This window comes from Candidatus Limnocylindrales bacterium (assembly GCA_035571835.1).
Lineage (GTDB): Bacteria > Desulfobacterota > Binatia > UBA1149 > CAITLU01 > DATNBU01.
The window spans coordinates 73767-95726 of sequence record DATNBU010000033.1; the positions used below are offsets into that span (position 1 = coordinate 73767).

Annotated in this window: 17 protein-coding genes and 1 pseudogene; 6 read left to right on the top strand and 12 right to left on the bottom strand. The window is 56.8% G+C overall.

Annotation, left to right across the window (positions count from 1 at the left end; translation table 11 throughout):
• Positions 1 to 211 precede the first annotated feature (211 nt).
• Positions 212 to 2389, bottom strand: a complete 2178-nt coding sequence (locus tag VN634_14925; protein HXC52178.1) for an Ig-like domain-containing protein — start codon at positions 2387 to 2389, stop codon at positions 212 to 214.
• A gap of 400 nt (positions 2390 to 2789) precedes the next feature.
• Here VN634_14925 and VN634_14930 point away from each other — a divergent pair, with 400 nt between their 5' ends.
• On the top strand, positions 2790 to 3668 hold the full coding sequence (locus VN634_14930) for an exodeoxyribonuclease III (GenBank protein HXC52179.1): 879 nt from the start codon (positions 2790 to 2792) through the stop codon (positions 3666 to 3668).
• Between the two features lie 27 nt (positions 3669 to 3695).
• On the opposite strand, the gene VN634_14935 is transcribed toward VN634_14930, so the two are convergent.
• From VN634_14935 to VN634_14985, 11 genes and pseudogenes are all read right to left on the bottom strand, one after another.
• Complete coding sequence (locus tag VN634_14935; GenBank protein ID HXC52180.1) at positions 3696 to 4496, bottom strand: TIGR00266 family protein; 801 nt, start codon at positions 4494 to 4496, stop codon at positions 3696 to 3698.
• 898 nt (positions 4497 to 5394) lie between these two features.
• Positions 5395 to 6354, bottom strand: a complete 960-nt coding sequence (locus VN634_14940) for a hypothetical protein (protein ID HXC52181.1) — start codon at positions 6352 to 6354, stop codon at positions 5395 to 5397.
• Positions 6355 to 6532: 178 nt separating this feature from the next.
• Positions 6533 to 6696 (bottom strand): annotated as a pseudogene (locus tag VN634_14945) (TIGR00266 family protein).
• 596 nt (positions 6697 to 7292) lie between these two features.
• Positions 7293 to 7982, bottom strand: coding sequence for a hypothetical protein (locus tag VN634_14950; protein HXC52182.1), 690 nt, complete (start codon positions 7980 to 7982; stop codon positions 7293 to 7295).
• A complete protein-coding gene (locus VN634_14955; protein ID HXC52183.1) occupies positions 7979 to 8584 on the bottom strand; it encodes an RNA-binding domain-containing protein in 606 nt (201 codons plus the stop codon). The genes VN634_14950 and VN634_14955 overlap by 4 nt, the downstream gene beginning before the upstream one ends.
• Positions 8585 to 8596: 12 nt before the next feature.
• On the bottom strand, positions 8597 to 9727 hold the full coding sequence (locus VN634_14960; protein ID HXC52184.1) for a PIN domain-containing protein: 1131 nt from the start codon (positions 9725 to 9727) through the stop codon (positions 8597 to 8599).
• A gap of 9 nt (positions 9728 to 9736) precedes the next feature.
• Positions 9737 to 10438: a GIY-YIG nuclease family protein gene (locus VN634_14965; GenBank protein ID HXC52185.1), complete on the bottom strand. Its 702-nt coding sequence runs from the start codon at positions 10436 to 10438 to the stop codon at positions 9737 to 9739.
• 53 nt (positions 10439 to 10491) lie between these two features.
• Positions 10492 to 12816 carry a DEAD/DEAH box helicase family protein gene (locus tag VN634_14970; protein ID HXC52186.1) on the bottom strand — a complete coding sequence of 775 codons (2325 nt, stop codon included), beginning with the start codon at positions 12814 to 12816 and terminating at the stop codon, positions 10492 to 10494.
• Positions 12813 to 13439 carry a hypothetical protein gene (locus VN634_14975; GenBank protein ID HXC52187.1) on the bottom strand — a complete coding sequence of 209 codons (627 nt, stop codon included), beginning with the start codon at positions 13437 to 13439 and terminating at the stop codon, positions 12813 to 12815. The genes VN634_14970 and VN634_14975 overlap by 4 nt, the downstream gene beginning before the upstream one ends.
• Entirely contained in the window at positions 13440 to 14597 is a 1158-nt protein-coding gene (locus tag VN634_14980; GenBank protein ID HXC52188.1) for a restriction endonuclease subunit S, read from the bottom strand.
• Complete coding sequence (locus tag VN634_14985; protein HXC52189.1) at positions 14594 to 16048, bottom strand: N-6 DNA methylase; 1455 nt, start codon at positions 16046 to 16048, stop codon at positions 14594 to 14596. The genes VN634_14980 and VN634_14985 overlap by 4 nt, the downstream gene beginning before the upstream one ends.
• A 155-nt stretch (positions 16049 to 16203) precedes the next feature.
• On the opposite strand from VN634_14985, the gene VN634_14990 reads away from it, so the two are divergent.
• From VN634_14990 to VN634_15010, 5 genes are all read left to right on the top strand, one after another.
• Positions 16204 to 16890, top strand: coding sequence for a recombinase family protein (locus VN634_14990; GenBank protein HXC52190.1), 687 nt, complete (start codon positions 16204 to 16206; stop codon positions 16888 to 16890).
• Between the two features lie 407 nt (positions 16891 to 17297).
• Complete coding sequence (locus tag VN634_14995) at positions 17298 to 17900, top strand: hypothetical protein (protein HXC52191.1); 603 nt, start codon at positions 17298 to 17300, stop codon at positions 17898 to 17900.
• A 41-nt stretch (positions 17901 to 17941) separates the two neighbouring features.
• A complete protein-coding gene (locus VN634_15000) occupies positions 17942 to 19240 on the top strand; it encodes a hypothetical protein (protein HXC52192.1) in 1299 nt (432 codons plus the stop codon).
• Between the two features lie 377 nt (positions 19241 to 19617).
• Complete coding sequence (locus tag VN634_15005; protein HXC52193.1) at positions 19618 to 20328, top strand: hypothetical protein; 711 nt, start codon at positions 19618 to 19620, stop codon at positions 20326 to 20328.
• Positions 20310 to 21959 (top strand): hypothetical protein, encoded by a 1650-nt coding sequence (locus tag VN634_15010; protein HXC52194.1) that lies wholly within the window; start codon positions 20310 to 20312, stop codon positions 21957 to 21959. The genes VN634_15005 and VN634_15010 overlap by 19 nt, the downstream gene beginning before the upstream one ends.
• The last annotated feature ends 1 nt before the right edge of the window (position 21960 follow it).

Here is a 21960-nt window from a genome sequence, read left to right on the forward strand (position 1 = left end):
GACTGCCCGCCTTGTCGAGACGATGGCACCACGCGGTCAATCGATGAAGTGAAAGCGGACGCATTCCGTGAAGAATGCGCAGGCGAGGTACGGACGGCGTCCACCGCCGCGTGCCATCTGCCCGGGTGAGTGAACGAGCCCGAGGTCGCGAGCGACTTCCTCTCGAAGCGGCCCACGGATCTCGCGTCAAAGGTCGGCGATCGGCGGCTGCTTACTCCGGGCGGACGGTCACAGCCCAGATCCTTTCGATCTCGGAGCCGTCGCCGGCGCTGTGACCAAGCGCGATCACCTCTCCTGGCCCCGGGGTCGCCTCATGCGGAATCTTCACCCGCGCATCGAAGCGTCCGTCGTCGCCGACGGGTGCAGTCCCGATCGCAAACTCGTCGGCATCGGAGTCGAAGAATCGGATCGCCACCGTCGATCCCGGCACGAAACCGCCAGCCGACACGCGTACCCGCCGGCTGTGGGCGACCGAGCCGAGAGGCACCGTCGTGTCGCCGGGATTGGTCACCGCACCGGTGGTCGTCGGCAGCTGGACGATGATGTTGAACGAGTTGCTCCCGGTGTTCTTCGCGCGATCCTGCGAGGTGCACGTCACGGGCGTGTTCGAGCCGTTCGCAAAGCTGCTGCCGCTCGGCGGCGTACACGTCACCGCAGTCGCGCCGTCGAGCGAATCTGCGGCTGCCGGATTGGTGTAGACGACCGTAGCCGACGCCGCCTTGGTCTCGACCACCACGTCGCTGCGGCGCACCACGACCGGCGGCGTCGAGTCTTCGATGTACACCAACGCCTTCGTGCACTTGGACACGTTGCCGGACGCATCGGTCGCGGTTGCGCTCAGCGTCGTCGTAGTGTCGTCGCCGACGACGAATCCGAAGCCCGATTCGAGCACAGCTTCCGTGAACGTGGCCGTGGTCCCCGTGCAGTTTGCCGTCCTGTAGAGCGTGATCCTCGAGCCGGCCTCGGCACCTCCGCGCACGATCGGATTGTTGTTGTTGGCAGGCGAAGCGGGAAGCGCCTTGAGAACGGGCGGCGGCGGTGCGACGACGTCGATCGTCAACGGCACGGTGAATGTGAATCCGCGCAGGTTCGCGATCAGCTCGTCGCGCTGTTCCGCGGTGATCTGCGCGAGGTTGAACGCATTCTGGACGTTCTCGCGCCAGCGGCTCTGCATGCCGGCCAGGTCGAACGTGGCCTTTAGGATTCCTCCGCTGAAACCGATCTGCACCGGCGGCACGATGGTCGGCGGCAGCGGGCCGTCCAGCGGCGGAATGAACTCCGCGCCGAACTTCTGGCTGATCGGACGCGCGTCCTCGAGAACAGTCGCGGCGAGCAGTCTCGGGTGACCATCGGGCCACGTCGGTGTGATCGTGACGGAGAGCTCGCCCGTGCTCGGCAACGGCGCGGCAGCGCGGAATTCAAACGACAGCGAATCGCGGATGTCGGCGAGGCTGCGCGCATGAACCTCGTCGCGGAAGAGTGCGCGTCCGAGCGCCGCGGACATCTCGACGCCGGGCAGAAGTGTACCGGTCATCGACGCGGTACCGACGACCACCCTGAAACCGGCCTGCGAGGCCGCCATCGTGTGCGTGGCCGGAAGCCAGAAATGGTCGCCTACCCGGCGCACGATCTCGTCCTGCGTAAGATGCGCGATACTCACGAGGCGGTCGATGATCGTTCCGTCCGGCGCCACCAGGAGCGATGTCGGAGTGCCTGCGCCGGGCTCCGATCCGACGTAAAGCTGGCTGGACTTGTACATTGCCGACGCGTTGCTCCCGCTCGCGTGAAGCACGGGCTCCTGCAGCGAGAATGTGTCTCTCCACGTCGCGGCATTGGTTTGATTGGTCGGAGCGCCCTGCGTGTTCTGCCAGAGCAGCGGAACGACGTGCAGCTTGAGCGCGCTTGCGGCCAGCTCGGCCGTGGCCGGCGCCGCATTCTGTTGCACGTCGCGGCACGGCAGACACCACATCGCGCAAACGTCGATCAGCAGGTAGCTCGTGCCGCCGTCGAGAAAGGAGCGGATGGAGCGCGAGACGCCCGCCTGGTCGACTGCTGTGAAATCGGCCAGCTGCTGACCCGGCCGGTAGCCGACAGGCAGGTTCATCAGCGCAAAGATCGCGGGATTGGGCGCACCGGCATTGGTTGCAAAGATGCCGAACAAGCCTGCGGTGTTGTTGGCGGTCGCCGTCACGGAGGCGACCCCGCTGCTGTTGGTTACGACATCGGTCGAGGACAGCGTCGCGGCGGCGGGGTTCGTCGGCTGCGCGAGCGCGAAGTGAACGCTGGCTCCCGCAACCGGCTGGCCCGAGTCATTCGTCGCGATGACCTGCAGCGGGAATGGGAATGGTTGGCCGAGGCCGGTCGTCTGCTGACCGATCTGATCCGACACGGGCCGGAGCATCAGCGCGCGTGCCGGTCGAGGCAGGACCAGCAGCGCAACCGCCAGAAATCCGAATGACAAAGGACGAACGAGCGGGCGGGACGAGAGCGTGAACATATGGAGCCCTCCGGCAATGAAAGTGCTCGCCCGCCATCGCTTCTCCTCGAAGCAGACGTGCCGGACGTCCCTCCCTTGGGCGCGAGACTAGTGGAAAGGCGGCGGGACGGTCAAGGCTACCGCGTTGGCCTGACCGCATGCTCGGCGCCGGCTCGCGCGGATCTCGATAGTTGCTCACGAAATTGGGGCGGCGGTGAGCCACGTTGCACGCGCCGGTACCGTCGCAAGCAAGGAGTTTTTCGCCCGGCGGATGGTTGGAAACGCGAGGCGGACCCGCGCAGGATGCGCGGCGATGCGCATTGCCACCTGGAACGTCAATTCGCTGAAGGCGCGGCTCGAGAAGGTCACGTGGTGGCTTGCGCGCGCAGAGCCGGATGTCGTCCTCATTCAGGAGACCAAGCTTGGCGATGCGGACGTGCCCGCGCTGGCGTTCCGTGCCGCGGGCTACGAGCTCGCGCATCACGGCGAAGGTCGCTGGAACGGTGTCGCGATCGCGAGCCGCGTCGGCCTTTCGGACGTCGTCACGAATTTCGGCGAGCCGTTCCGGCCGCGAACGGCTGACGACGTGGGAGATGACGAGCCTCTGTGCGAAGCGCGCATGATCGCCGCAACCTGTGGAGGCGTACGCGTCGTCAGCATCTACGCGCCGAACGGCCGCGCCGTGGGCACACCGTTCTACGGTGCGAAGCTCGTCTGGTTCGACCGCCTCACGCGCTGGACCGCGGAATCCTGCAATCCTGCCGACGCACTCGTCATCGGCGGTGATTACAACGTGGCGCCCGAAGACACAGACGTCTGGGATCCGGCGGAGTGCAACGGCGGCACGCACGTCTCACCGCCGGAACGAGAGGCGGTCGCACGTCTTTGCGCATGGGGCCTCGCCGACGCGTACCGCATGCGTCACCGCGAGGTCGGCCGCTACACGTGGTGGGACTACCGCGCCGGATGTTTCCACAAGAACTACGGCATGCGGATCGATCACCTGATGATGAGCAAACCGGCGGCCGCGCGGCTCATCGACGCCGACATCGATCGCGAGGCGCGCAAAGGAAAGCCGGTTCCGTCGGATCACGCGCCGCTGTTCGCGGACCTCGACGCGGCAGGAAAGAAGATCGACACCGGATGGGCCGGCGTGGACGAGAAGGCGGCGAAGCGGCGTTCTACGGGCTGAAGACTGCGAACCGGCGCGTGCGGAAACTCAGGATGCTCCGTCGATCATCCGCCCGAGACTGCCCAGCACCGAGCCTTCCTCCATTCCACCGCGGCCCATCCTCGGCGCCGCTGCCATGATACGCCCCGCCATGCGACTGAGCGGCAGAGATTGCAGCCACACGCGACCCGGCCCGCGCAGCGTGGCGAAGAACAAGCCTTCGCCGCCGAAGAAGGCAGTCTTGATCCCGCCAACGAGCTGAATGTCGTAGTTGACGCTCGGTTGAAACGCGACGATGCAGCCCGTGTCGACGCGCAGCAGCTCACCCGGCGCAAGCGTTCTTTCGAGAATTGCGCCTCCCGCATGCACGAATGCGTATCCATCTCCCTGCAGGCGCTGGAGGATGAACCCTTCGCCGCCGAAGAAACCGGTGCCGAGCTTCTTTGCGAACGCGATGCCGAGCGAGACGCCTTTCGCCGCGCACAGGAACGAATCTTTCTGTGCGAAAATTTCTCCACCGATTTCGGAAAGATGAATCGGAATGATCTTGCCGGGAGACGGCGCACCGAACGCAACCTTCTTCTTTCCGCCGCCGCGATTCTGGAAGACCGTCATGAACATCGACTCGCCGGTGACCAGGCGTTTGCCCGCACCGACGAGCGCTCCGAGAAGTCCGCTCTTCTGCTGCGACCCGTCCCCGAAGATCGTCTCCATCTCGATGCCGTCGTCCATGAACATCATGCCGCCGGCTTCGGCGACGACCGCTTCCATCGGGTCGAGCTCGATCTCGACGAACTGCATGTCGTCGCCGACGATTCTGTAATCGATTTCGTGCATGGATTTCTGCATGGGGTGCTTCCTTTGTTTGAGTGAGCGTCCGTAGTGAGGTCGAGCTCGGGGCGGCGATTCGCCGCGTAACTCAGCAGATGCCCGTTCGGCGGGCGGGATGCAATTGGACGGGCGCGGATTCCGTGGGGATCAGTTAGGAGGTGGTTCAACGGCACACGTTCGGCTATTGATCTCGAGAGAAAAGCGGAAATCGCGATGGGCGAGGAATCCGGCGTGCGGGAAAAACCTGGGGAGTAATGTGGCGAGCCAAGTCAGCGGTCCCGTATCCTTGGTCTGTGTTTCGATGTTTATCGGTACCTGACGCAAGACGCACGAGCCGATCTCAACGTCGACGGTGCGTGCTCGCGGGGCCCAGCGCGCGCACCACTGAAGGTACTGTCGAAAGCAAGAGTAATATGCCTCCGGGGCACGCTCAAGATGTCGGCACGTGCCAACCTCCGCGTTTGGATGGATGGCTTGGATGTACTCGAAACCTTCAACGGTGCGAGCAGTTGCGAGGTATTCGTTCTGCTGTCCGAAAAATCGCAACGTGACGTTATGTGGAACGAGCGAGGTCGGATAGTCAGCCTTTCGTCCGTAGTCTTTTACTTTGATATCCACCGTGGCGCGTGTCTGCGCCAGTATCAGTTGACAGATCCATGCAACTACCAGGGTTGCGGTCGCTAGATATGGAGCTCTTGAACGAATGGTCACGCTACAGTCACCTCGCGAGAGAGCGTTGCCGCCGCGACACGCCCTTTCAGATGGCCGAGCTGCCCCGACATTCCGCGGGGAATGTTTGTTTCGGGCCGGCGCCAGAAGGCGTCTCTATCTTAGATCGTTACGCCCTGTTCCACACAGCGGGAGTGTGTCGGCGGACGCTCATTGCGTAATTAGGCAGCGACAGCGTACTCGCGCGCTAATGAATGCACGCGTCGTTCGACGTCGCGAAGGTATTTTCGGTCCACCTGTGATCGCCGCAACCCGCCACCTCGTCGGTCATGTCGCGTACGGAGTTGAGCGACGAGTCGTTGCGCGCGATCTTGACCTTTGCGGCAGACGCCTGGACACGAATTCCGTAGGCGTTGTAGCTGACGGTGTTGTCCAAGGCCTTGGCCGAGGCTGCAATCACGAGACCGTCGTCGGCGTTGTTCGCGATCGTCGAATCCCGCACCCCGCAGCCTTCTCCGTTGACAACGACGCCGTCCCCGTTGGACGCGGCGTTGCAGGTCAGTTTGTTCTTGATGCCGCCGAGGTCGACGCCGGACGTCGCGTTGCTGCCGGCCGTTACGAAAAGCAACCTGTTCTTGTTGCCGATGACGTTGAAGCCGGCTGCACCGTTGCCGTTGGAGCTCGACGATGTGACGGAATTTCTGTCGCTGCCGATGTTGAATCCGTCCCCTGCGTTATTCGTGGCAGTACAGTACGTCACTCTGTTTTTCGGGCTGGTAAACTCGACTGCAAACCCATGGCCACCGGGAACATGGCCGTTCGTGGCAGTCACCGTTTCGACGGTGTGGTAACCGTCTCCGGAAAACAGCACACCGACCGCGCATCCGTCGACGGTGCCGTTGATGACGTGATCATGGCTTCCGTGAAGCACGATTCCTGCCGAAGGAATCTCCGAATTCATATCGAGATCCTGGCACGTGACTGTCTTGCCGTTAAGATCGAGCGTGCCGCCGTCCTCTACGGTGATCGCATAGTCTCCAAACGTACCGTCACATGGACCCACGTTCGCCGTGAGCGTCACGGTCGCGCCGGCGGCAACCACTGTGCCACACGGTTCGGCGAGCGCGGCGGACGGAGCGGCAATCGATGCCGCGCACAGCACCGCGAACAGTCCTGATCGTGCGCGGGCCTGGCTCGCTCGGTTCATCTGATCCTCCTGCGGCCGACGAAAAAGTCGACTTGGAATAACGCAGCGGCAGAGCCGTTGGAAGGGACGACTGATGCGCGCAGATCGAACAGCTCGACCGAAGGCGGTGTGAGCGCAGACAGCGCGGTCGGCGTAACAGCTCCTGCTTCATGCCGCTCGTCGGATCAGCCCAGCACGCTCCGTCGATCATCCGGCCCAGAGCGCCAAGCACCGAGCTTTTTCGCCACTACCCCGGCCGAACCTCGGCACCGCCGACACGAGACGCCCAGCCAGGCGGCTGAGCCGAGGCGATTGCAGCCACACCCGGCCCGGCCCGCGAAGCGTCGCGAAGAACAAGCCCTCAATGTGGAATCACGCCGCGATGCGCGGGGAATGGTGGAGGCGGGGGGAATCCAAGTTTCAACTTCTCCCGCAAATTTCCTTTAGAAACCAAGGACTACGTAGCACACGGGAGACGTTGTTGCACTCTATGTTGCACTGGAATGCGTCTTCGCAAGTCTGGGGCTGTCACAGAACGTCACTGATTGTGAACGCTCGACTATCCACCTTAGCCCCTCCGAATCGTCCACCCTCGGCCCAACCGTGCCAGCTTCATTAGGTCCATTGGCGGACTCCCAAGCCGTTCATTTGTCAGAAACGCAATAGTCGCCGCTTGGGAAATAGCCACCCGGACAAGGGCCGTTCCGGGGAATCGCCTGCTTGCTGACATCCGATTGGGCGACGCAATAGTTGCCGCTAGAAAAGTAGCCGGATGGACACGACCCGACTTTCGGAAGTGCGAATCGCGCCTTAGCGTCGGGGACGCAGTAGTTGCCGGAAGCGAAGTAGCCGGTTGACAGGCACCGGACTTTTCTAATGGCTGTGGAGAGGCGGCAGGGGCGTTTGCAGCTATCCCCAAGACTGCGGTAACCACCAAGAGGCTGGATTCTGCTCAAAACCTATCTGCGCCGAATCTCAGGTATTACGCCCTCTAGCAGATCCAACGAGGGGTCCCAGTCGAATCTCCGAAACAGTTCCCTAGCCCACTTCAGACCAATCTGCCTACTCTCCGCAACGAGATAGCTGCGATCAAAGCTTGATTCCTTAACGTACTGCCGCAAGTCAGTTCGCCTTGCTGGGAAAAGCGGCATTCGACCATGGCCATCCACCCACAACTCACGACCCTCTATTCCATGGCACCCCACCTGCACGAACATCTGCTCGTCCCCTGCCGCTGTCAGTGAGATGGCTGAAGCGAACTCAAATATCTCCGTAAAACGATAAATGGTGTCGCCAATACCAATCAACGCATCACGAGGCGGCTTGGGTGGTCGTGGACTCCAATTGGCGGTGTCTTCTGCCCAGTCCAGATTGAAAGCCTTCAGATAAGCAAACTGGCCGTTCTGGAAGATTCTCCAGCGTTCAAGATGATGCTCCCACTCGATGTCCTGCTGAACCCAGTTCTCACCTATCTTTGGAGGATGGCGTTGATCTATGTGCGGAAAATCCCAACCTCTTATCTGAATTGACGACCGCTGAACGAGTGGGAACAAGTCTGAAATGCTCTCAATTCGGTCAGGAACAAAGAGCTTTGGTCGAATGACTACTCTCCAGTAGCCGTGAGTCCTAATCTTCTCAGCGACACTCATGCGTCGAAGTCTTCCAGTTGCTCATCGTACTGAGACTCGTTCGTCTGTAACGCAACAGCGGAGCCGCTAATTCCGGCTCGACTCGCCATCTGGAGAAAGCGTCGCACGCCCTTCTCCACTGCGAGGTCAAGTAGCTCTCTCATTTCCGCGTGATTCGGGATCTCGGTTGTCTCGGTTCGTCCCCGTCGCCGCACATAACAAGCACCGGCCCTAAGCTCACCGGGATAGTCTCGCTTGCATAATACCGGCACGTCTTGGAACTCTTCCACGAGGACTACTATAAAATCGAGGGTGTCAACTGTGAGCCGCTCGACTCGGACTTCAACATGAGGATCGACATATCTCGCCATGGCTCCGACAACTGCGTCGTACTGCCAAGATCCCAGATCAGCGGCAGCAATTCCTTCTGCGATCAGTCGCTCCCCGTGTTCTCGAACGCCCACAACGATCTTTCCACCCCCTCTCCTATTCGCCATCGCCATTGCCGCCTTGGCAACTTTGGGAAGAAGAGAAGCTTCAGAGCGTGATCCACCGCTCTTAAACTCAATGCCGGAAAGTTCGTGACCAACCGCCAAAAGCTGCCGGAACTCAGCCTCGTCCATAGGGCAATTTACCTAGTCCTCTGAAACCCAAGCTCTGATTACAGTATCGATGAACATATTCGACGCCTCTAAGAGAGCAACGAGTTCAGACTCATCGAGATCCTCAACCGCTAGCTTCTGCTTGTCGAGGGTTACTACCAAAAGTCCTTCTACGTTGATCGGGACCTCGCTTTCCTCGGCCTCAAAATAATGATCGTTCAAGTCGGTGACCGAGATAAACTTCGTCTCATCATCATGCATCGCATAATAGTCGGACTTAGAGAGCGGGTAACTAAGTGTACCTGAAGTATTGATCTCAAAAGGCAGCGCAAAGACTCCGTTGCCGTAATACTGCGCACCATCGTAGTCGAACTGCGTTTCTCCCGGTTCCGGCTCTAAGTCCCACTCCAGATTAGCTTCCTCGTTCTCCACCTTGGACCAACTGACGACGCCCAGAAGTGCCCCTGTTACCTTCGTCGCTAGGAATTTTTCGAGCCGTCCCGAGTTAGCGGCCAGCAAAGGAACCAATCTCTCGAAGTTAATTCGTGCATTGCTCTCTTGGATCAGATCTTGGCCAACGGGCGATCCCAGAAACTCCTTCAACGTTGCATAGCAGGTAACTTTCGGATTACCGGCAAATGACTCCCGCATCTTCTTATCATGCGAGATTAGCGACAGGTCTCCATGTGCTAACGCAACGTCACGTAGACTCTCGACAATAAAAGCGTCCGGGAATCCCTCTCGGTCTTTCGCTTTCTTATATGGCGGACTGCCCTTGAAGTAGGCTTCGATCACCGCCGCGCCATGGTGATCTCGCACGAAGGGCACGGAGGCATTGATGTCTTTAAGCCACTCGTCAAACTCATCCGTTACGGCCTTCGCTACTTCATCGGCGTTGTGTTGCTTCTTTCCCACTATTCCGGCGCATAGAACGGCCACTGGTGACGACGCTGGCAGCTTTGCGAGCGATCCGGCAGCAGAATGTAAACGAGTTAGCTTGTCTGCGAAATGCACCTGCTGCTGCGACAAAAACTCTACTCGCACCACTGCCGGAATTGTTACGACAAATGCAGCTTCTTTCGCCAAGCGCGTGAAGGTAACGAACTCGACGCCCTTTCGGTGCGGATCTTGGCGTAGGATCGAAGTGTCTAGCGCAACCTGCAACCTACGCTCCTATGACTGGGTTACAAATTTCACGATGGTGTCGATTTCGCTGATCGTCGTGTCGAACCACTCTGTGCCGGGAACGTTCTCTCGCCACTTGCCACGGCTCTTGAGCGTTGCGTGAATGGCCGACTCCACCGCACTGACTCGCTTGACCTGCCATCGGTCCAAGATCCTCGGATTGTCGAAGACTGCACTACTTCTGCATTGGTAGTTTACGCGCCCTTCCACGTCGCTGATCGTCTTGCCCACTTTTATTGGAAAGGCTGCGCCTTCCTTCACAAGAACCGGAAAGCTGAAGGCGTAGATCCAACCATCGAATTCAACAACTTGGTCGTCATCGTCACCATCATCTTCAATCTCCAGTTCGGCTTCCTCAATCTCCTGCTGAAAATCGGCGTCAGACTTGAGACGAAACGTGCCCTTGTTGCCCAACCATACAAAAGGCGACCCGGCTAGGTGCTTTGCTTCGTATGCGACCCAGAACTTTAGAGCGCGATACACGGGCTCAACTCGATCCGCTCTTGCGGCCGGAATCTCCATAGCCAGTTGCTGAGGGGTTAGATGTCGCTCGATAACCCGCTTCGACACATCCAGCATTCTGAACACCATGCCAGAGACCGCTTCGGGTTCTTTGGCGATTTCATCGAGCAGTTCGTACCGCGCAAAGCGATAACAAAACGACTTAGTAGGTTCGAATTGGATATTCATCTCTTAGCGGCACCTTGAGAGAAAAGACTTGCACCGTCCAGTGTTGGGAGTTCTCACGACACCTCTAGACGTTCGTAGAGATATTTCTGAAACCCAGTGAACATCTTGCCAACGTCTTCAGCGCGACCAAGGTGAGTCAAGGCATCATGGATCGCCCCATACTTCAGTCGTAGCAGAGGGGTCAGCTTCTCCTGTTCCAGTTCCTCAACTCCCACCGAAACGTAGTGAGACAAAACAAAGTCGAGGAATGACTTCTGCTTGTCCGTGAAGTGCCCATCGATTTGCGCTTTGGCATTCTCGGCCCTGACCTCACGCGTCACGGGAGCTACAGCATAAGCAACGTGGGCAAGAACATCGTAGATGTCGCTCCTCTCCGCGTCGATGATCCGTTGCATCTCCGAAAGCTGCTCGGCCCCGAACCCCTTTTCTGCCAACCCCTGCAACAGCTTCTTTCGGGTCTCAGGGTCGCTCCAAATCCTTCGAAGCTCGTCTTCGTCTTTGAAGAATTCTGGTAGCTGGCCGAAGAGCATTTCGATGAACTGGTGGGCCGACATTGGAGTGCCATCGGGGTGCCAGAAGGTCGTACACATCATGTGCTGGATGCTGCGAGCCTTTCCGTCAGCCAGCTTGACCTTCACTCGCTGCCGCTTCTCGTACTTCGCCCCTTCTTCCTCGACTTCCGGGTCTCGCTCCTGTGGCTTCCGCTCGCCCCTCGGCGTCTTCTCTTCGGGCTCAAGCGGTTCCCCATCCCACTCCGGGTCATTGAAATGGTGATGGGCCTTCACGAAATCCCAAATGGTAAAATAGTCTTTCCCGTCGTAGAGCCTCGTCCCTCGTCCGATTATCTGCTTGAACTCAATCATGCTGTTTATCGGTCGAAGCAGGACGATGTTCCTGACGTTCCGAGCATCCACACCAGTCGAAAGCTTCTGAGAGGTCGTCAGGATAGTCGGGATCGTTTTCTCGTTGTCTTGGAAGTCCCTCAGGTGCTGGTCCCCCAAAGCACCATCGTTCGCCGTAACTCGCACGCAATAGTTCGGATCTTTGCTCGTCTTGATCTGATTGATGAGGTCTCTGACCAGCAGTGCGTGTTCCTGAGTTGCACAGAACACCAGAGTCTTCTCGTTCTGATTGATCTGCTCCATGAAGATCTGGACTCGTTTCGCCTCACGCTCTCGAATTTCGATGGATCTGTTGAAGTCGCTTTCGACGTACCGCCTCCCTTCCTCGATATCGCCGTCAATAACGTCGTCATCAGGCGTAAAAACGTACTCATCGATGGTCGTAGCGATCTGCTTAACCTTGAACGGCGTCAGGAAGCCGTCGTTGATGCCGTCTTTCAGCGAGTAGATGTAGACCGGCTCTCCGAAATACTTGTACGTATCGATGTTATCCTTGCGTTTCGGGGTCGCCGTGAGTCCAAGCTGAACAGCCGGTGAGAAGTATTCGAGGATGTCTCGCCAGTTGCTCTCATCGTTGGCCCCGCCTCGATGACACTCGTCAATGACAATGAAGTCGAAGAAGTCAGGTGGGTACTCTCCGAAGTAGGGTGAGGGATGGCCGTCCTTGGGTGGACCGCTCATGAACGTCTGAAAGATCGTGAAGAACAGACTGCCGTTCTTGGGAACCTTGCCTTTCTTGCGGACATCAGCCGGATCAATCCTTACCAACGCATCTTCGGGAAAGGCTGAGAATGCGTTGTAGGCTTGGTTGGCGAGGATATTCCGGTCAGCCAGAAACAGAATGCGAGGGCGACGACTAGGCTCTCTAGTCAGACTCCAGCGGCTGTGGAAGAGCTTCCAAGCTATCTGGAAAGCGATGAAAGTCTTCCCGGTTCCAGTAGCGAGGGTCAGGAGGATGCGTTGGTTGTCCTCTGCAATAGCCTCCATGACTCGTTCCACAGCGACATCTTGGTAGTAACGACTTGGATGAGATCCGCCTTTGTCCTCGAACGGAACAGCAGCAAAAAGATCTCTCCATGCATTGGCTTCAGAGAACGTCAGATTCCAGAGTTCAACGGGTGTCGGGTAAGAAGTTATGTCGCCTTCCTTCCCGTTCTTCATGTCGATTCCGTAGATGCCTTGCCCGTTAGTTGAGTAAGCAAAGCGAACAGCCAGCTTCCCTGAGTAGTCTTTGGCCTGTCCGACTCCTTCCGTGAGCGGCTTTTCCCATGCCTTGGCTTCGATGACGGCGAGCTTGTGGTTGCGGTAGACCAGAACGTAGTCGGCAATGCCGGGCTTTGCACGACGGCCATGCCCTTCGATTCGACCGGGAGTCAGGCAGTATTCTCGGAGAATTCTGCTGCCCTCGACAACACCCCACCCTGCTTCCTTGAGGGCAGGATCGACGTGTTCGGCTCTGGTCTCGGCTTCGTTCACCGGTTCATAGTGGCGACTTTTCCGGCCTTCCATACGAGAAAGTCGAGAAGACGAATTTCGCTGCAATCCGTCAACCGTCTATCACGCTCCTTCAGCCGCCTGAGTATGCCAGCGACTTCCGGTAGTGCGGCCCAAGCCGTGTAATCCGTCGCCATTGTCTTCAGAAGGTCAAGAAAAACCCCTATTCGTTCAGCCTTCGACAAATCCCGTGAAGGACGCTTGCCGCTTCTGAAGGCTAGGACGTGCTTGTCGAATATCGGACTGGTGTCGCTGTGGATGTTTGCCAGCTTGGAGACGAACGAAAACGGCAGAGCCTTGTCTCCTTTGCGACGTGGCAACTCGCTTAATTCTTCTAGTATCGACGCAACGTCTGGTGTGGCAGTAGGTTCAACGAGAGGAGGATCGAAGAGAATCTGAAAGTAGCGGTCCTTGAAGTCGGAAGTAAGCCCACCGACATTCAATCCGTAGTAGCCGGTAAAGAGTTGCTTAAACTTCCTGCAGGCCTTTTCAGAGCGATCATGAAGAAGCGCCTTTAGATCCAAGTACGGGCAGAAGTCGCAGCAGACCATGAGCGTTTCTGCCTCGTCCAGCGCCTCAATCTGACTTGTGGAGAGTTGCATCATTTACAATTGGCCTGAGAACGCTTGGTGAAGGAGAGATTTCTTCAGGTTATTAAGAGCGGTGATCTTCTGCTCATAGATAGCGTCGAGTTTGCCTGTCTCCTGCGAGACGGATTTCAACTCGTCAACAACTCTACGCCGTTCTTCAATGTCCTTCGGCATAGGGATGGGAATACTGTTCAGTGCGCCCTGCGTTAGCTTGGGCTGGGCCGCACCCCGGATGTATTCATCGAGCACAATGCTCTCTAGGTAAGCCTCGACAAAATGTTGAGTCCCAAGCTCATCGAACTTCAGAACGTGTGCGTGATTGTTTACCCAACACTTGCCCGTCACAGAGAAGGCGATGGGCGTCGACCTTGCCAACAAATTCGCACCGTCCTCCGAAACTAGTAGAACGTCGTCATCGAAGATGTAGTCATCAACGTAATCGACTACGCCGGACGCCCCGTAGTATGGATACTCACCGCTCTTACGGTCAGCCTTAGTGATCGGGACACGCTTGCTGTCTAGGTTCTCTGCCAAGTGATCGAGGGTCTTTTCCGTCCAATTTCGCTTACCGTGCGAGAACATGGACTCTCGATAGCTCTCGAAAACCGCACGAGCATTTTGAAGGTTCTTCTCGGCGCTGGCCTTGGCGGTGGCGATAGCCTCGAAAGCTTTGTCGAGAATGCCGATGATGCGCTGCTGTTCGGCAAGCGAAGGCACCGGGAAGCGAATCCCTGCCAGCATATCGGCGTCAATCTTCAATGTACCGTGTGCGGCAGAACTGATGATGCTTTCTCGGCCACCGTTACCTAGCGTGTGTCGGAGGGCTAGCAGTAGAAACCGAGGAACTACCTCCTTCGGTGGCTTGATGGCTCGAATGTCTTGGTTGAAAGCAACGGGTGCAACGACCTCGCCAATCGGTACTCCGTTGGCCAGTCCCATTCCTCGCACGAGGATTAAAAGAGATCCCTCTGGGGCAATCTTCGTCGCAGACTCACGTAGCGCCTTCTCGGAGATATGAAGTTCTGCGTCTTGAATCTCGTCCGATTTTAGATCTTTGGCTGAAACCCACGGGACACTGCCATTCCAAAAGGCAGCATTACTACGTGAAGGTGTGCCACCGCTGCTGATGGCGCAGCTTTCACCGACTGAAACCGTTGGCCATCCGGTTTTCACAATAGAGCCCTAATCCCCGCCAACACTTCCGCACTCTGCCGATCCAACGCCGCAATCTCGTCAAGAATGTCCTTCGGCCTTCGGTGCGTGACCACTTCACCACCGTTCGGGTTCTTCACAGACAAATCGAATGTCTTCTGGTTAATGGTTGCGGCCTCAACCGTCCAGGATTTCAGTGAATCGGTAAAGTTCTTCTGTAGCTTTACAAACTCGGCCAGATCGTCGTCGTTCAGCGGATTCGTCTTTCCAAGGCTTCGACCGGGCTCCAACTGATAGAACCAGATCTTCCGTGTCGACCGGCCCTTCTCGAAAAATAGGACCACGGTCTTCACACCGGCCCCTTGAAACGTCTTCTCCGGGCAGTCCAAAACAGTGTGAAGATTGCAGCTATCGAGAAGAAGCTTCCGAAGGCTCACCGCAGCGTTGTCGCCGTTGGACAAAAACGTGTTCTTGATGACCACCGCCCCTCTCCCACCAGCCCGCATCATCTTGATGAAGTGTTGGAGGAACAGGAAAGCTGTCTCCCCGGTCTTGATGGTGAAGTTTTGCTGGACCTCTTTCCGTTCATTGCCGCCAAAGGGGGGATTGGCCAGTACGATATCGTAGCGATCCTTCTCCTGAACGTCGGCAAGGTTCTCGGTCAACGTGTTCGTGTGGATGATGTTCGGTGCCTCAATCCCATGAAGAATCATGTTCATGATGGCGATGACGTATGCGAGAGACTTCTTTTCCTTGCCGTAAAAGGTCTTCTTCTGGAGGGTCGTAACGTCCTTGGTCGTGAGCTTCCCCTTGCGCTTCAGGTATTCGAAGGACTCGCAAAGAAATCCTGCTGACCCAACAGCACCGTCATAAATCGTCTCCCCAATCTTCGGGTCTACAACTTTCACCATCGCCCGGATCAGTGGACGTGGGGTGTAATACTCGCCGCCGTTTCGACCGGCGTTCCCCATATTCTTGATTTTCGCTTCATAGAGGTGCGAAAGCTCGTGCTTCTCGGTTTGGGAACGGAAGCGAAGCTCATCGATGTGGTCAATGATCTCCCGGAGGTTGTAGCCACTGGTGATCTTGTTTTTGATCTCCCCGAATATCTCACCGATCTTATACTCGATGGTATTCGGACCCGTGGCTTTCTGCTTGAAGCCATGGAGATACGGGAAGAGCTTTCCGTTGACGAAATCTCTTAGGTCGTCACCGGTCGTCGCCTTGTTGTGGTCGAGCTTGCCGTCCTTTCCTTTCGGTGCAGCCCAAGAATCCCAGCGATACTGCCTGTCGAGAATGTAGCTGTACTTCTTTCCGGCCAGAGCGGCTTCGTCAGCCCGGTCTTGCTCAAGATTATCGAGGTACTTCAGGAACAGCAGCCAAGAGGTCTGCTCCGAATAGTCCAGTTCCGTGGTGCATCCGGCCTCCTTTCGGAGAACGTCATCGATGTTTTTGAAAGCTTGCTCGAACACTGTGTTCCCTTCACTTCTGCTGACCGTTCCGGCTGATGGCCAAGCTCAGATCGGGGCAAACTATACGCGCCCAGCAGTCGATGCCCGCAGTTGGGTGCCTTTCTGGCCGTTACAGTCCTTGACCGCCCGATTAAGATCTGTTACAAAGCCTGAGAATGACGAGTTCTCGACCCTTCACCCATCGCCAAGAAGCGGTCGCATACTTCCGGGTCTCAACGCAGAGGCAGGCGGCGAGTGGACTCGGACTCGACGCCCAGCAGTCAACAGTCACCACTTACGCCAAGGCAGCCAGTCTGAGCGTCATAGCGGAGTACGTGGAGACGGAGACTGGAACCGGCAAGAAAGCCCGCCCCAAGCTCGCTGAGGCCCTGCGGGAGGCAAAAGCTCGCAAGGCGGTTCTTCTTATCGCCAAGATCGACCGTCTCGCTCGAAACGTCCGCTTCGTGGCCGAACTCATGGAGGCTGGGGTGGACTTTGTCGCCGTGGATATGCCGGATGCCAACAAGCTGACCGTCCACATAATCGCAGCTTTAGCGGAACATGAGGCCCGCCTGATCTCGGTTCGCACCAAAGATGCTTTAGGCGCGGCCAAGCGTCGTGGTGTCCGCCTTGGAACGCCCGGAAACCTGACTCGTCACGCTCAGATCAAGGGAGCCACGGCGATGAAGGCAAAGGCTATTGAGGAAAGTCGCTACGCCGCCACACTCGCACAGCTTCTGGCCAAAGATGGTCTCACTCTTCGTGCTATCGCTCAGCGGCTGAATGAGACCGGGCACCGAACTCGCACTGGCAAGCAGTGGGGACCGGTACAGGTCTCTAGGATGCTCGACCGGCTACGCTGAATCCTTTCGCATTGTCCGCGTTCGCCAATCGGCCCCATTCATCCACCTTACGGCACGGGTTGTCGGCAATGCAGTGGTCAGGCTTCGCTTCCTACCATCGCAAAGCGCATCTTGTATCGGAGCGCCGAACGTTCTTCGTCTTCGCGCTCGCCGTCTGATCCGTGAAACTCGTTATCGACAGCAACCGATTGCGAAGCCCTCAGCTTCGAGAATTTCTTGCGCAATCACCAGCGAACTTCGCTGTTTTGACCGACTATGCTTGGATGGAAGCGCACAATGGCGACTCCCTAGTAACGTTCCTTGCTTCAATGGAGGTGCTACGGCACTTCCCCCGTCAAGTGCTATTTCTAATCGGTACCACAAGAGTGTGCGCTCTCAGCGGGAACCCGTCAGGTCTTACTGACCGCATGATCGACACGAAGACGAGCGGAGGCTTTGAGCGTTTTGTTCGCTACTTGGATCTGGCTCGCAATGGCGACGCTACAGTTCAGCGCAGCATTTTCGAGTACGGCACCGCCGCATCAGCTCATCTAGCTACGATGCTCTCGCCTGCGGTTAGTTCTGAGGAATACTTCAGACGTTTTTCGAAAGACTTCTCCTATGCCGAGCTACAACAGCTGCGAGCGGGGGGCCCGTTGCCGTGGGAGTTCTTGGATAGGCTGGTCACCGTTGTCATTCAGATATCAAAGGTTCTGTTCGTGGAGCATCCGGCCACTACGCAGAAACCGCCTTTCGAAGAACTCCCCAATACTTTCATCTTTCGCTGGACGCTCTGCTCCTTTCTCCTCGAACTCGAGCGAAAGAGAACAGGTGGGCGTCAGAACGCGAAGGCGAAAATACTCCGCAACGACGTGGTAGACATGACATTCGCTGCATATGGCACCTACTTTGACGGGCTTATGACAACAGACGCCATTGCGCGGCTTATCCACGACCAAGCCAGCAGGTTTCTCGCAGAGCTATTCCGCTGCGACACTCCTGCTGCTCGGTTTCACGCGCCCACGAGCTGAGACATCACGCTTTTACCCAGCGCGTTATGCCGATCACAGAAATGAATCTCTTCGAAGAGAAGCGGTGGCTAGGAGAGTTCTTTGCTCCCGGTGCCTACGAGAAGCGTTTTTTTGGAGAACTCAACTACGCACCTGACAGCGGATTGGAACTCGCATACGGAATTGGAGCAGAAATCCAACCACCCGAAACGCAAATACTGCATGGCTACTTAGCTTCTGGAGAACACTGCACTCTCTTTGCCGACTTTAGAAGGGACGCTATCAGCAGCTTTTTCGGCAATGGGAAGATTGGTTGTCGTTTCATGGTTCTTGATGAATGCGTTGAACCGACCGCTCGGTTCGACCAACTGTCGTTCACGCTCACAAACCTTCAAGAATTTTTCTACCCTTACGGCCTCGTGTCAGATGTGAAGTTTTCCCAAGAGCCGCTTCTAAAGGTCGATACAAGCTTCGGTTCGATTGAGGTTCGCAACAGTGCGATCTTCAATTACCTTTCTCCCGATCTAACCGAGTTCTACAGCGAGAACGATTCGGCCTTGGAGGAATTTAAAGCTGCATTCGGCAGCTTGAAGAAAAAGTATCCAGACTTTCATCCCATGGTGCGAAAGGAGTTCGCCTACCGTGTACGGCTGAATTTTCATACGGGCTTGTCGCTGGCCGACGCCTATCGGGAAATGACAAATTTGGCTGATCTGTTTGCTGTCCTGACGTACCGACCAGTCCATCCAGAAACGATACAGGTCAGACGGCTCGGCGCAGACGAACCTGCCCCTTCCCTTCGTGTGTATCCCTACATCAGACTCGACACCCGAACCGTGAAGCTTTGCCGACGCCCCCTGATGAATCACACTATGCCGATTACTAACTCCAAGATCGTGTTGGACCAGATCATTGCAAAGTGGGTAGCTGGACCAGCGGCGAATACGACGCTCGTCACAAGCTTACAGCAGAAGACGGGATTTAGGACGCTGCACGATCTCCACGGGGAACTAATTCTATATTGCACGCAGCTGGAATCGATCAGCTACGAAGCCGGGAACAAGGAAAAGAAGTACGAGTACGCACTTGTCACGTATGCTTCTGCGCCTATGCGCAATACGCTCGCTGCGCTCTTCGCAAACGCTGGACTCTCGGACCTCGGAAAAGCGGTTGGACAACTCCGAGACGAAATTGCCCACGTCAAGAAGCCGAAGATATTGTTAGGAAAGCTTGGGGTCCCTGATCTAAGTCGAATATCTCGCTTACTCGAACTGACGATACTGTCGCGCCTGCTCACCAAGCTCGATATTCCACCGAACATTATTGCAGACTTTCAAGAGAGGTTTGCAACTACCAACTGAACATGAGGCCAGAAGTAGAACGAAGGACGACGCTGAGATCGCATCCTCCGTCCCTGAAAGCCGCAAACTCGTCCTATCTCCTAATCACGTAGTACCTGCGGACGGAAGCACATCGGGGAACATCCAAGCCTTCTGCTATTCGGGCGATTCGAGAAGAGAGCCGGGATTACAGCGCCTACTCGATAGCCGCTGCACAGGCCCGCTTTTCTAGCTCAGGGCCTGCTTAGAGAATAGGCGCTGGAGAACGAGTGCCGCAATTCGACACGACTAAGGACGTTACCGACGCTGTTCAGTTGCTGCGTTCCATCTGAAGTATGTCTCACTTCTGGAAACGGTTCGTTCTCAAACGCACTCTTCGAAGGTGCGCAACGGATTCCGTGCCGCGAAGCGGACCGGAAGGGAAAGCCGTAAACTCATTTTCCGTCTGGATTACTGTCGCTGAAGAAAACCTGAAGGTCTGGTGTCACCAAGCGGGCGATCAGGGTGTCGTTGGCAAACGTCTCGACAACGGAACGTACTCAATCGAGGTCTGCGTCCCTTACGCTTCAATTGACGGTTCGCACGTCGAAATTCAGCATTGGTACGGACTGGATGCTTTCCACTACGACAGCATCCGGCAGTACGTACTCGAAGGTCTATCCGGCTACGATTTTTTCAAGCTAGGGGTCGGAAGGCTTCGGCAGTCGTTCTTCAATCGCAAGCCGCTTATCCGACTCGAATTGATGTCGCTGCTACGTCAGTTCGTTAAGCTGACGAATGCTGAGCCTTCCTTCAAGACCGCGCCGCATTCCCTTGTCGCCCATGTCTCAGGCGGAATGCGGACGTATCTGCACCCTGATCACATCGAAGCAACGAAACACTACCGTTTGCTTCTAGACGCTTTGGTGGAGAGAGGCGATCTGCACCGAGACCATGGCGGCAACTACTCGCTTGCGCCCAAGGCGCTCATTACCCTTGCCCAGTTTGAACACGACGAACGAAGACATGGAGACAACACCCGCAGTGCGAATCGGATGCTGCTCTTGACCGTAGCATTAATTGGCGTTGGTCTCCTTCAGGCGTGGGCGACATGGATGGCGAGCAAATGATTGCCGAAGGGGCTGACACGACCTTCGATGATGCGATTCGTCGCCTCAACAGAAAGAGTCTACGCAGCGCCCTGACTACCGCTTCCTTTCTTTCTGCCCTCGAATACGCGGGACACTCTAGCAGCCCACTCTTCCCAAGCCTGAACAACGAGAAGACTCGGCTGATAGCGGAGGCAGCGATTCGAAGCAGGTCGGCATGGTACAAGGACGAGCCAGTCATCCCGAAGGATCTGCCCATACTTCTCAATGGAGCCTTGACCGCTTCAGACGATCATCGGCTTGACGAGATTTCATCGGATCGGCCACGACAGGAAATGCTCTACGACCTGCAAAAGTATTTCTCTCGGCTCGCATATGTTCAGATTCGACCCCAGCAGAATCAAGGGATCGCACTCGGCCAGCTTCTAGCCGTGACCGAACGACTTCCCCATGACCACTGGCAAGAGCTACCGCCTGAAATCCAGAATGTTGCCCAGTCTTTCCCGCAGGCTGCTCAGCAGGCGCTGGGCGAGTCTCCGTCAAATTTGATTCGAGCGGCCACTCTTCTCCTAAGCTACCTGACAAGAGTGGGCGAAACTTTCCTAACCCATGTACCAACGCCGCCATCATTCCAGAAGCAACGATGGCAGGCAGAACAGTTATACAAACTCGTTGGACAAGCGGGCGCTCAAGTCGCTGACCTCGCCATTCACCGCTCAGCCTTCGAACGGATGCTCACCAACGCCGGGCTATCCTGTAAAGCGGAACCCTTTCTAAGAGTCTTCTCCGGCCTAATTGACGATCTACGCAAGCTATACGAGTTGCCGCATTTCAATCTTGGCCCAGAAGGACATCGCCTCTCCCCTTTGGATCGGTTCCCAGTGGTGCTGGCGGACGATGGCGCTTTTTTTGTGATTCCGAACGCACGCAAGTTCTGCGCAGCCCTGAGCAGTGTTGTTCATTTCTCCTTGAATGAACTCTGCCGTGAGTCCTACGAGAGGGTTCGAGGGCACTGCCTTGAATTGTACTTTCGGAGGGTGCTTTCGGCTCGCGCTCCAACACTTTTAGTGATCCCCGAAAAGAAGTGGGCGACTGGCAAGGGGAACATTGCTGGCCCAGACCTCACCATTATCGACCATGGGGAGCACCCAATGGTTCTCGGCATTGAGATCAAATTTCGTAGGATGTTGCCAAACACCCGCTTCGAACTGCGGGACGAGGATATCAAGAGCAACTATAGCGACCTCTGGTCAGCACTCACAAAACTGGACGGAAAGCTCGACCAAGTGTTGGCGGGTCGGGGAGATTACTCTCAATACCGTTCTGACCTTGAGAGAGCTCGCAAGTATCCCCGCAGACTGCTTGGAGTTACCGGAGAGGCGCCATTCATGTTTGCCGAACTTGCGAACGCGCTTGCAGACCGCGACTCAGATTTCCCGCTTCATGGAGTCAGCAAAAACTGGTCAGTTATGGGTGCCGAAACATTCGAACGCTTCATTGAAGCTAGCGTGCAGCACGCCATCCCACTTCTCGATCTGTTCGACCAGTATCTCTCGGAGTCCACGAATCTCGAATTGTCCGGGGGAATGGCGGAAGCCTTTGGCAACATGGAACTCGATCTGAGCCAGAGCTACGCGGCTTCTTTCCTCTAGT

Excerpts from the sequence above, each read along its gene's own strand:
- VN634_14930 (HXC52179.1), top strand. The coding sequence starts at position 2,790 with ATGCGCATTGCCACCTGGAACGTCAATTCGCTGAAGGCGCGGCTCGAG.
- VN634_14935 (HXC52180.1), bottom strand. The coding sequence starts at position 4,496 with ATGCAGAAATCCATGCACGAAATCGATTACAGAATCGTCGGCGACGAC.
- VN634_14940 (HXC52181.1), bottom strand. The coding sequence starts at position 6,354 with ATGAACCGAGCGAGCCAGGCCCGCGCACGATCAGGACTGTTCGCGGTG.
- VN634_14950 (HXC52182.1), bottom strand. The coding sequence starts at position 7,982 with ATGAGTGTCGCTGAGAAGATTAGGACTCACGGCTACTGGAGAGTAGTC.
- VN634_14955 (HXC52183.1), bottom strand. The coding sequence starts at position 8,584 with ATGGACGAGGCTGAGTTCCGGCAGCTTTTGGCGGTTGGTCACGAACTT.
- VN634_14965 (HXC52185.1), bottom strand. The coding sequence starts at position 10,438 with ATGAATATCCAATTCGAACCTACTAAGTCGTTTTGTTATCGCTTTGCG.
- VN634_14975 (HXC52187.1), bottom strand. The coding sequence starts at position 13,439 with ATGATGCAACTCTCCACAAGTCAGATTGAGGCGCTGGACGAGGCAGAA.
- VN634_14990 (HXC52190.1), top strand. The coding sequence starts at position 16,204 with ATGACGAGTTCTCGACCCTTCACCCATCGCCAAGAAGCGGTCGCATAC.
- VN634_14995 (HXC52191.1), top strand. The coding sequence starts at position 17,298 with ATGATCGACACGAAGACGAGCGGAGGCTTTGAGCGTTTTGTTCGCTAC.
- VN634_15000 (HXC52192.1), top strand. The coding sequence starts at position 17,942 with ATGAATCTCTTCGAAGAGAAGCGGTGGCTAGGAGAGTTCTTTGCTCCC.
- VN634_15010 (HXC52194.1), top strand. The coding sequence starts at position 20,310 with ATGGATGGCGAGCAAATGATTGCCGAAGGGGCTGACACGACCTTCGAT.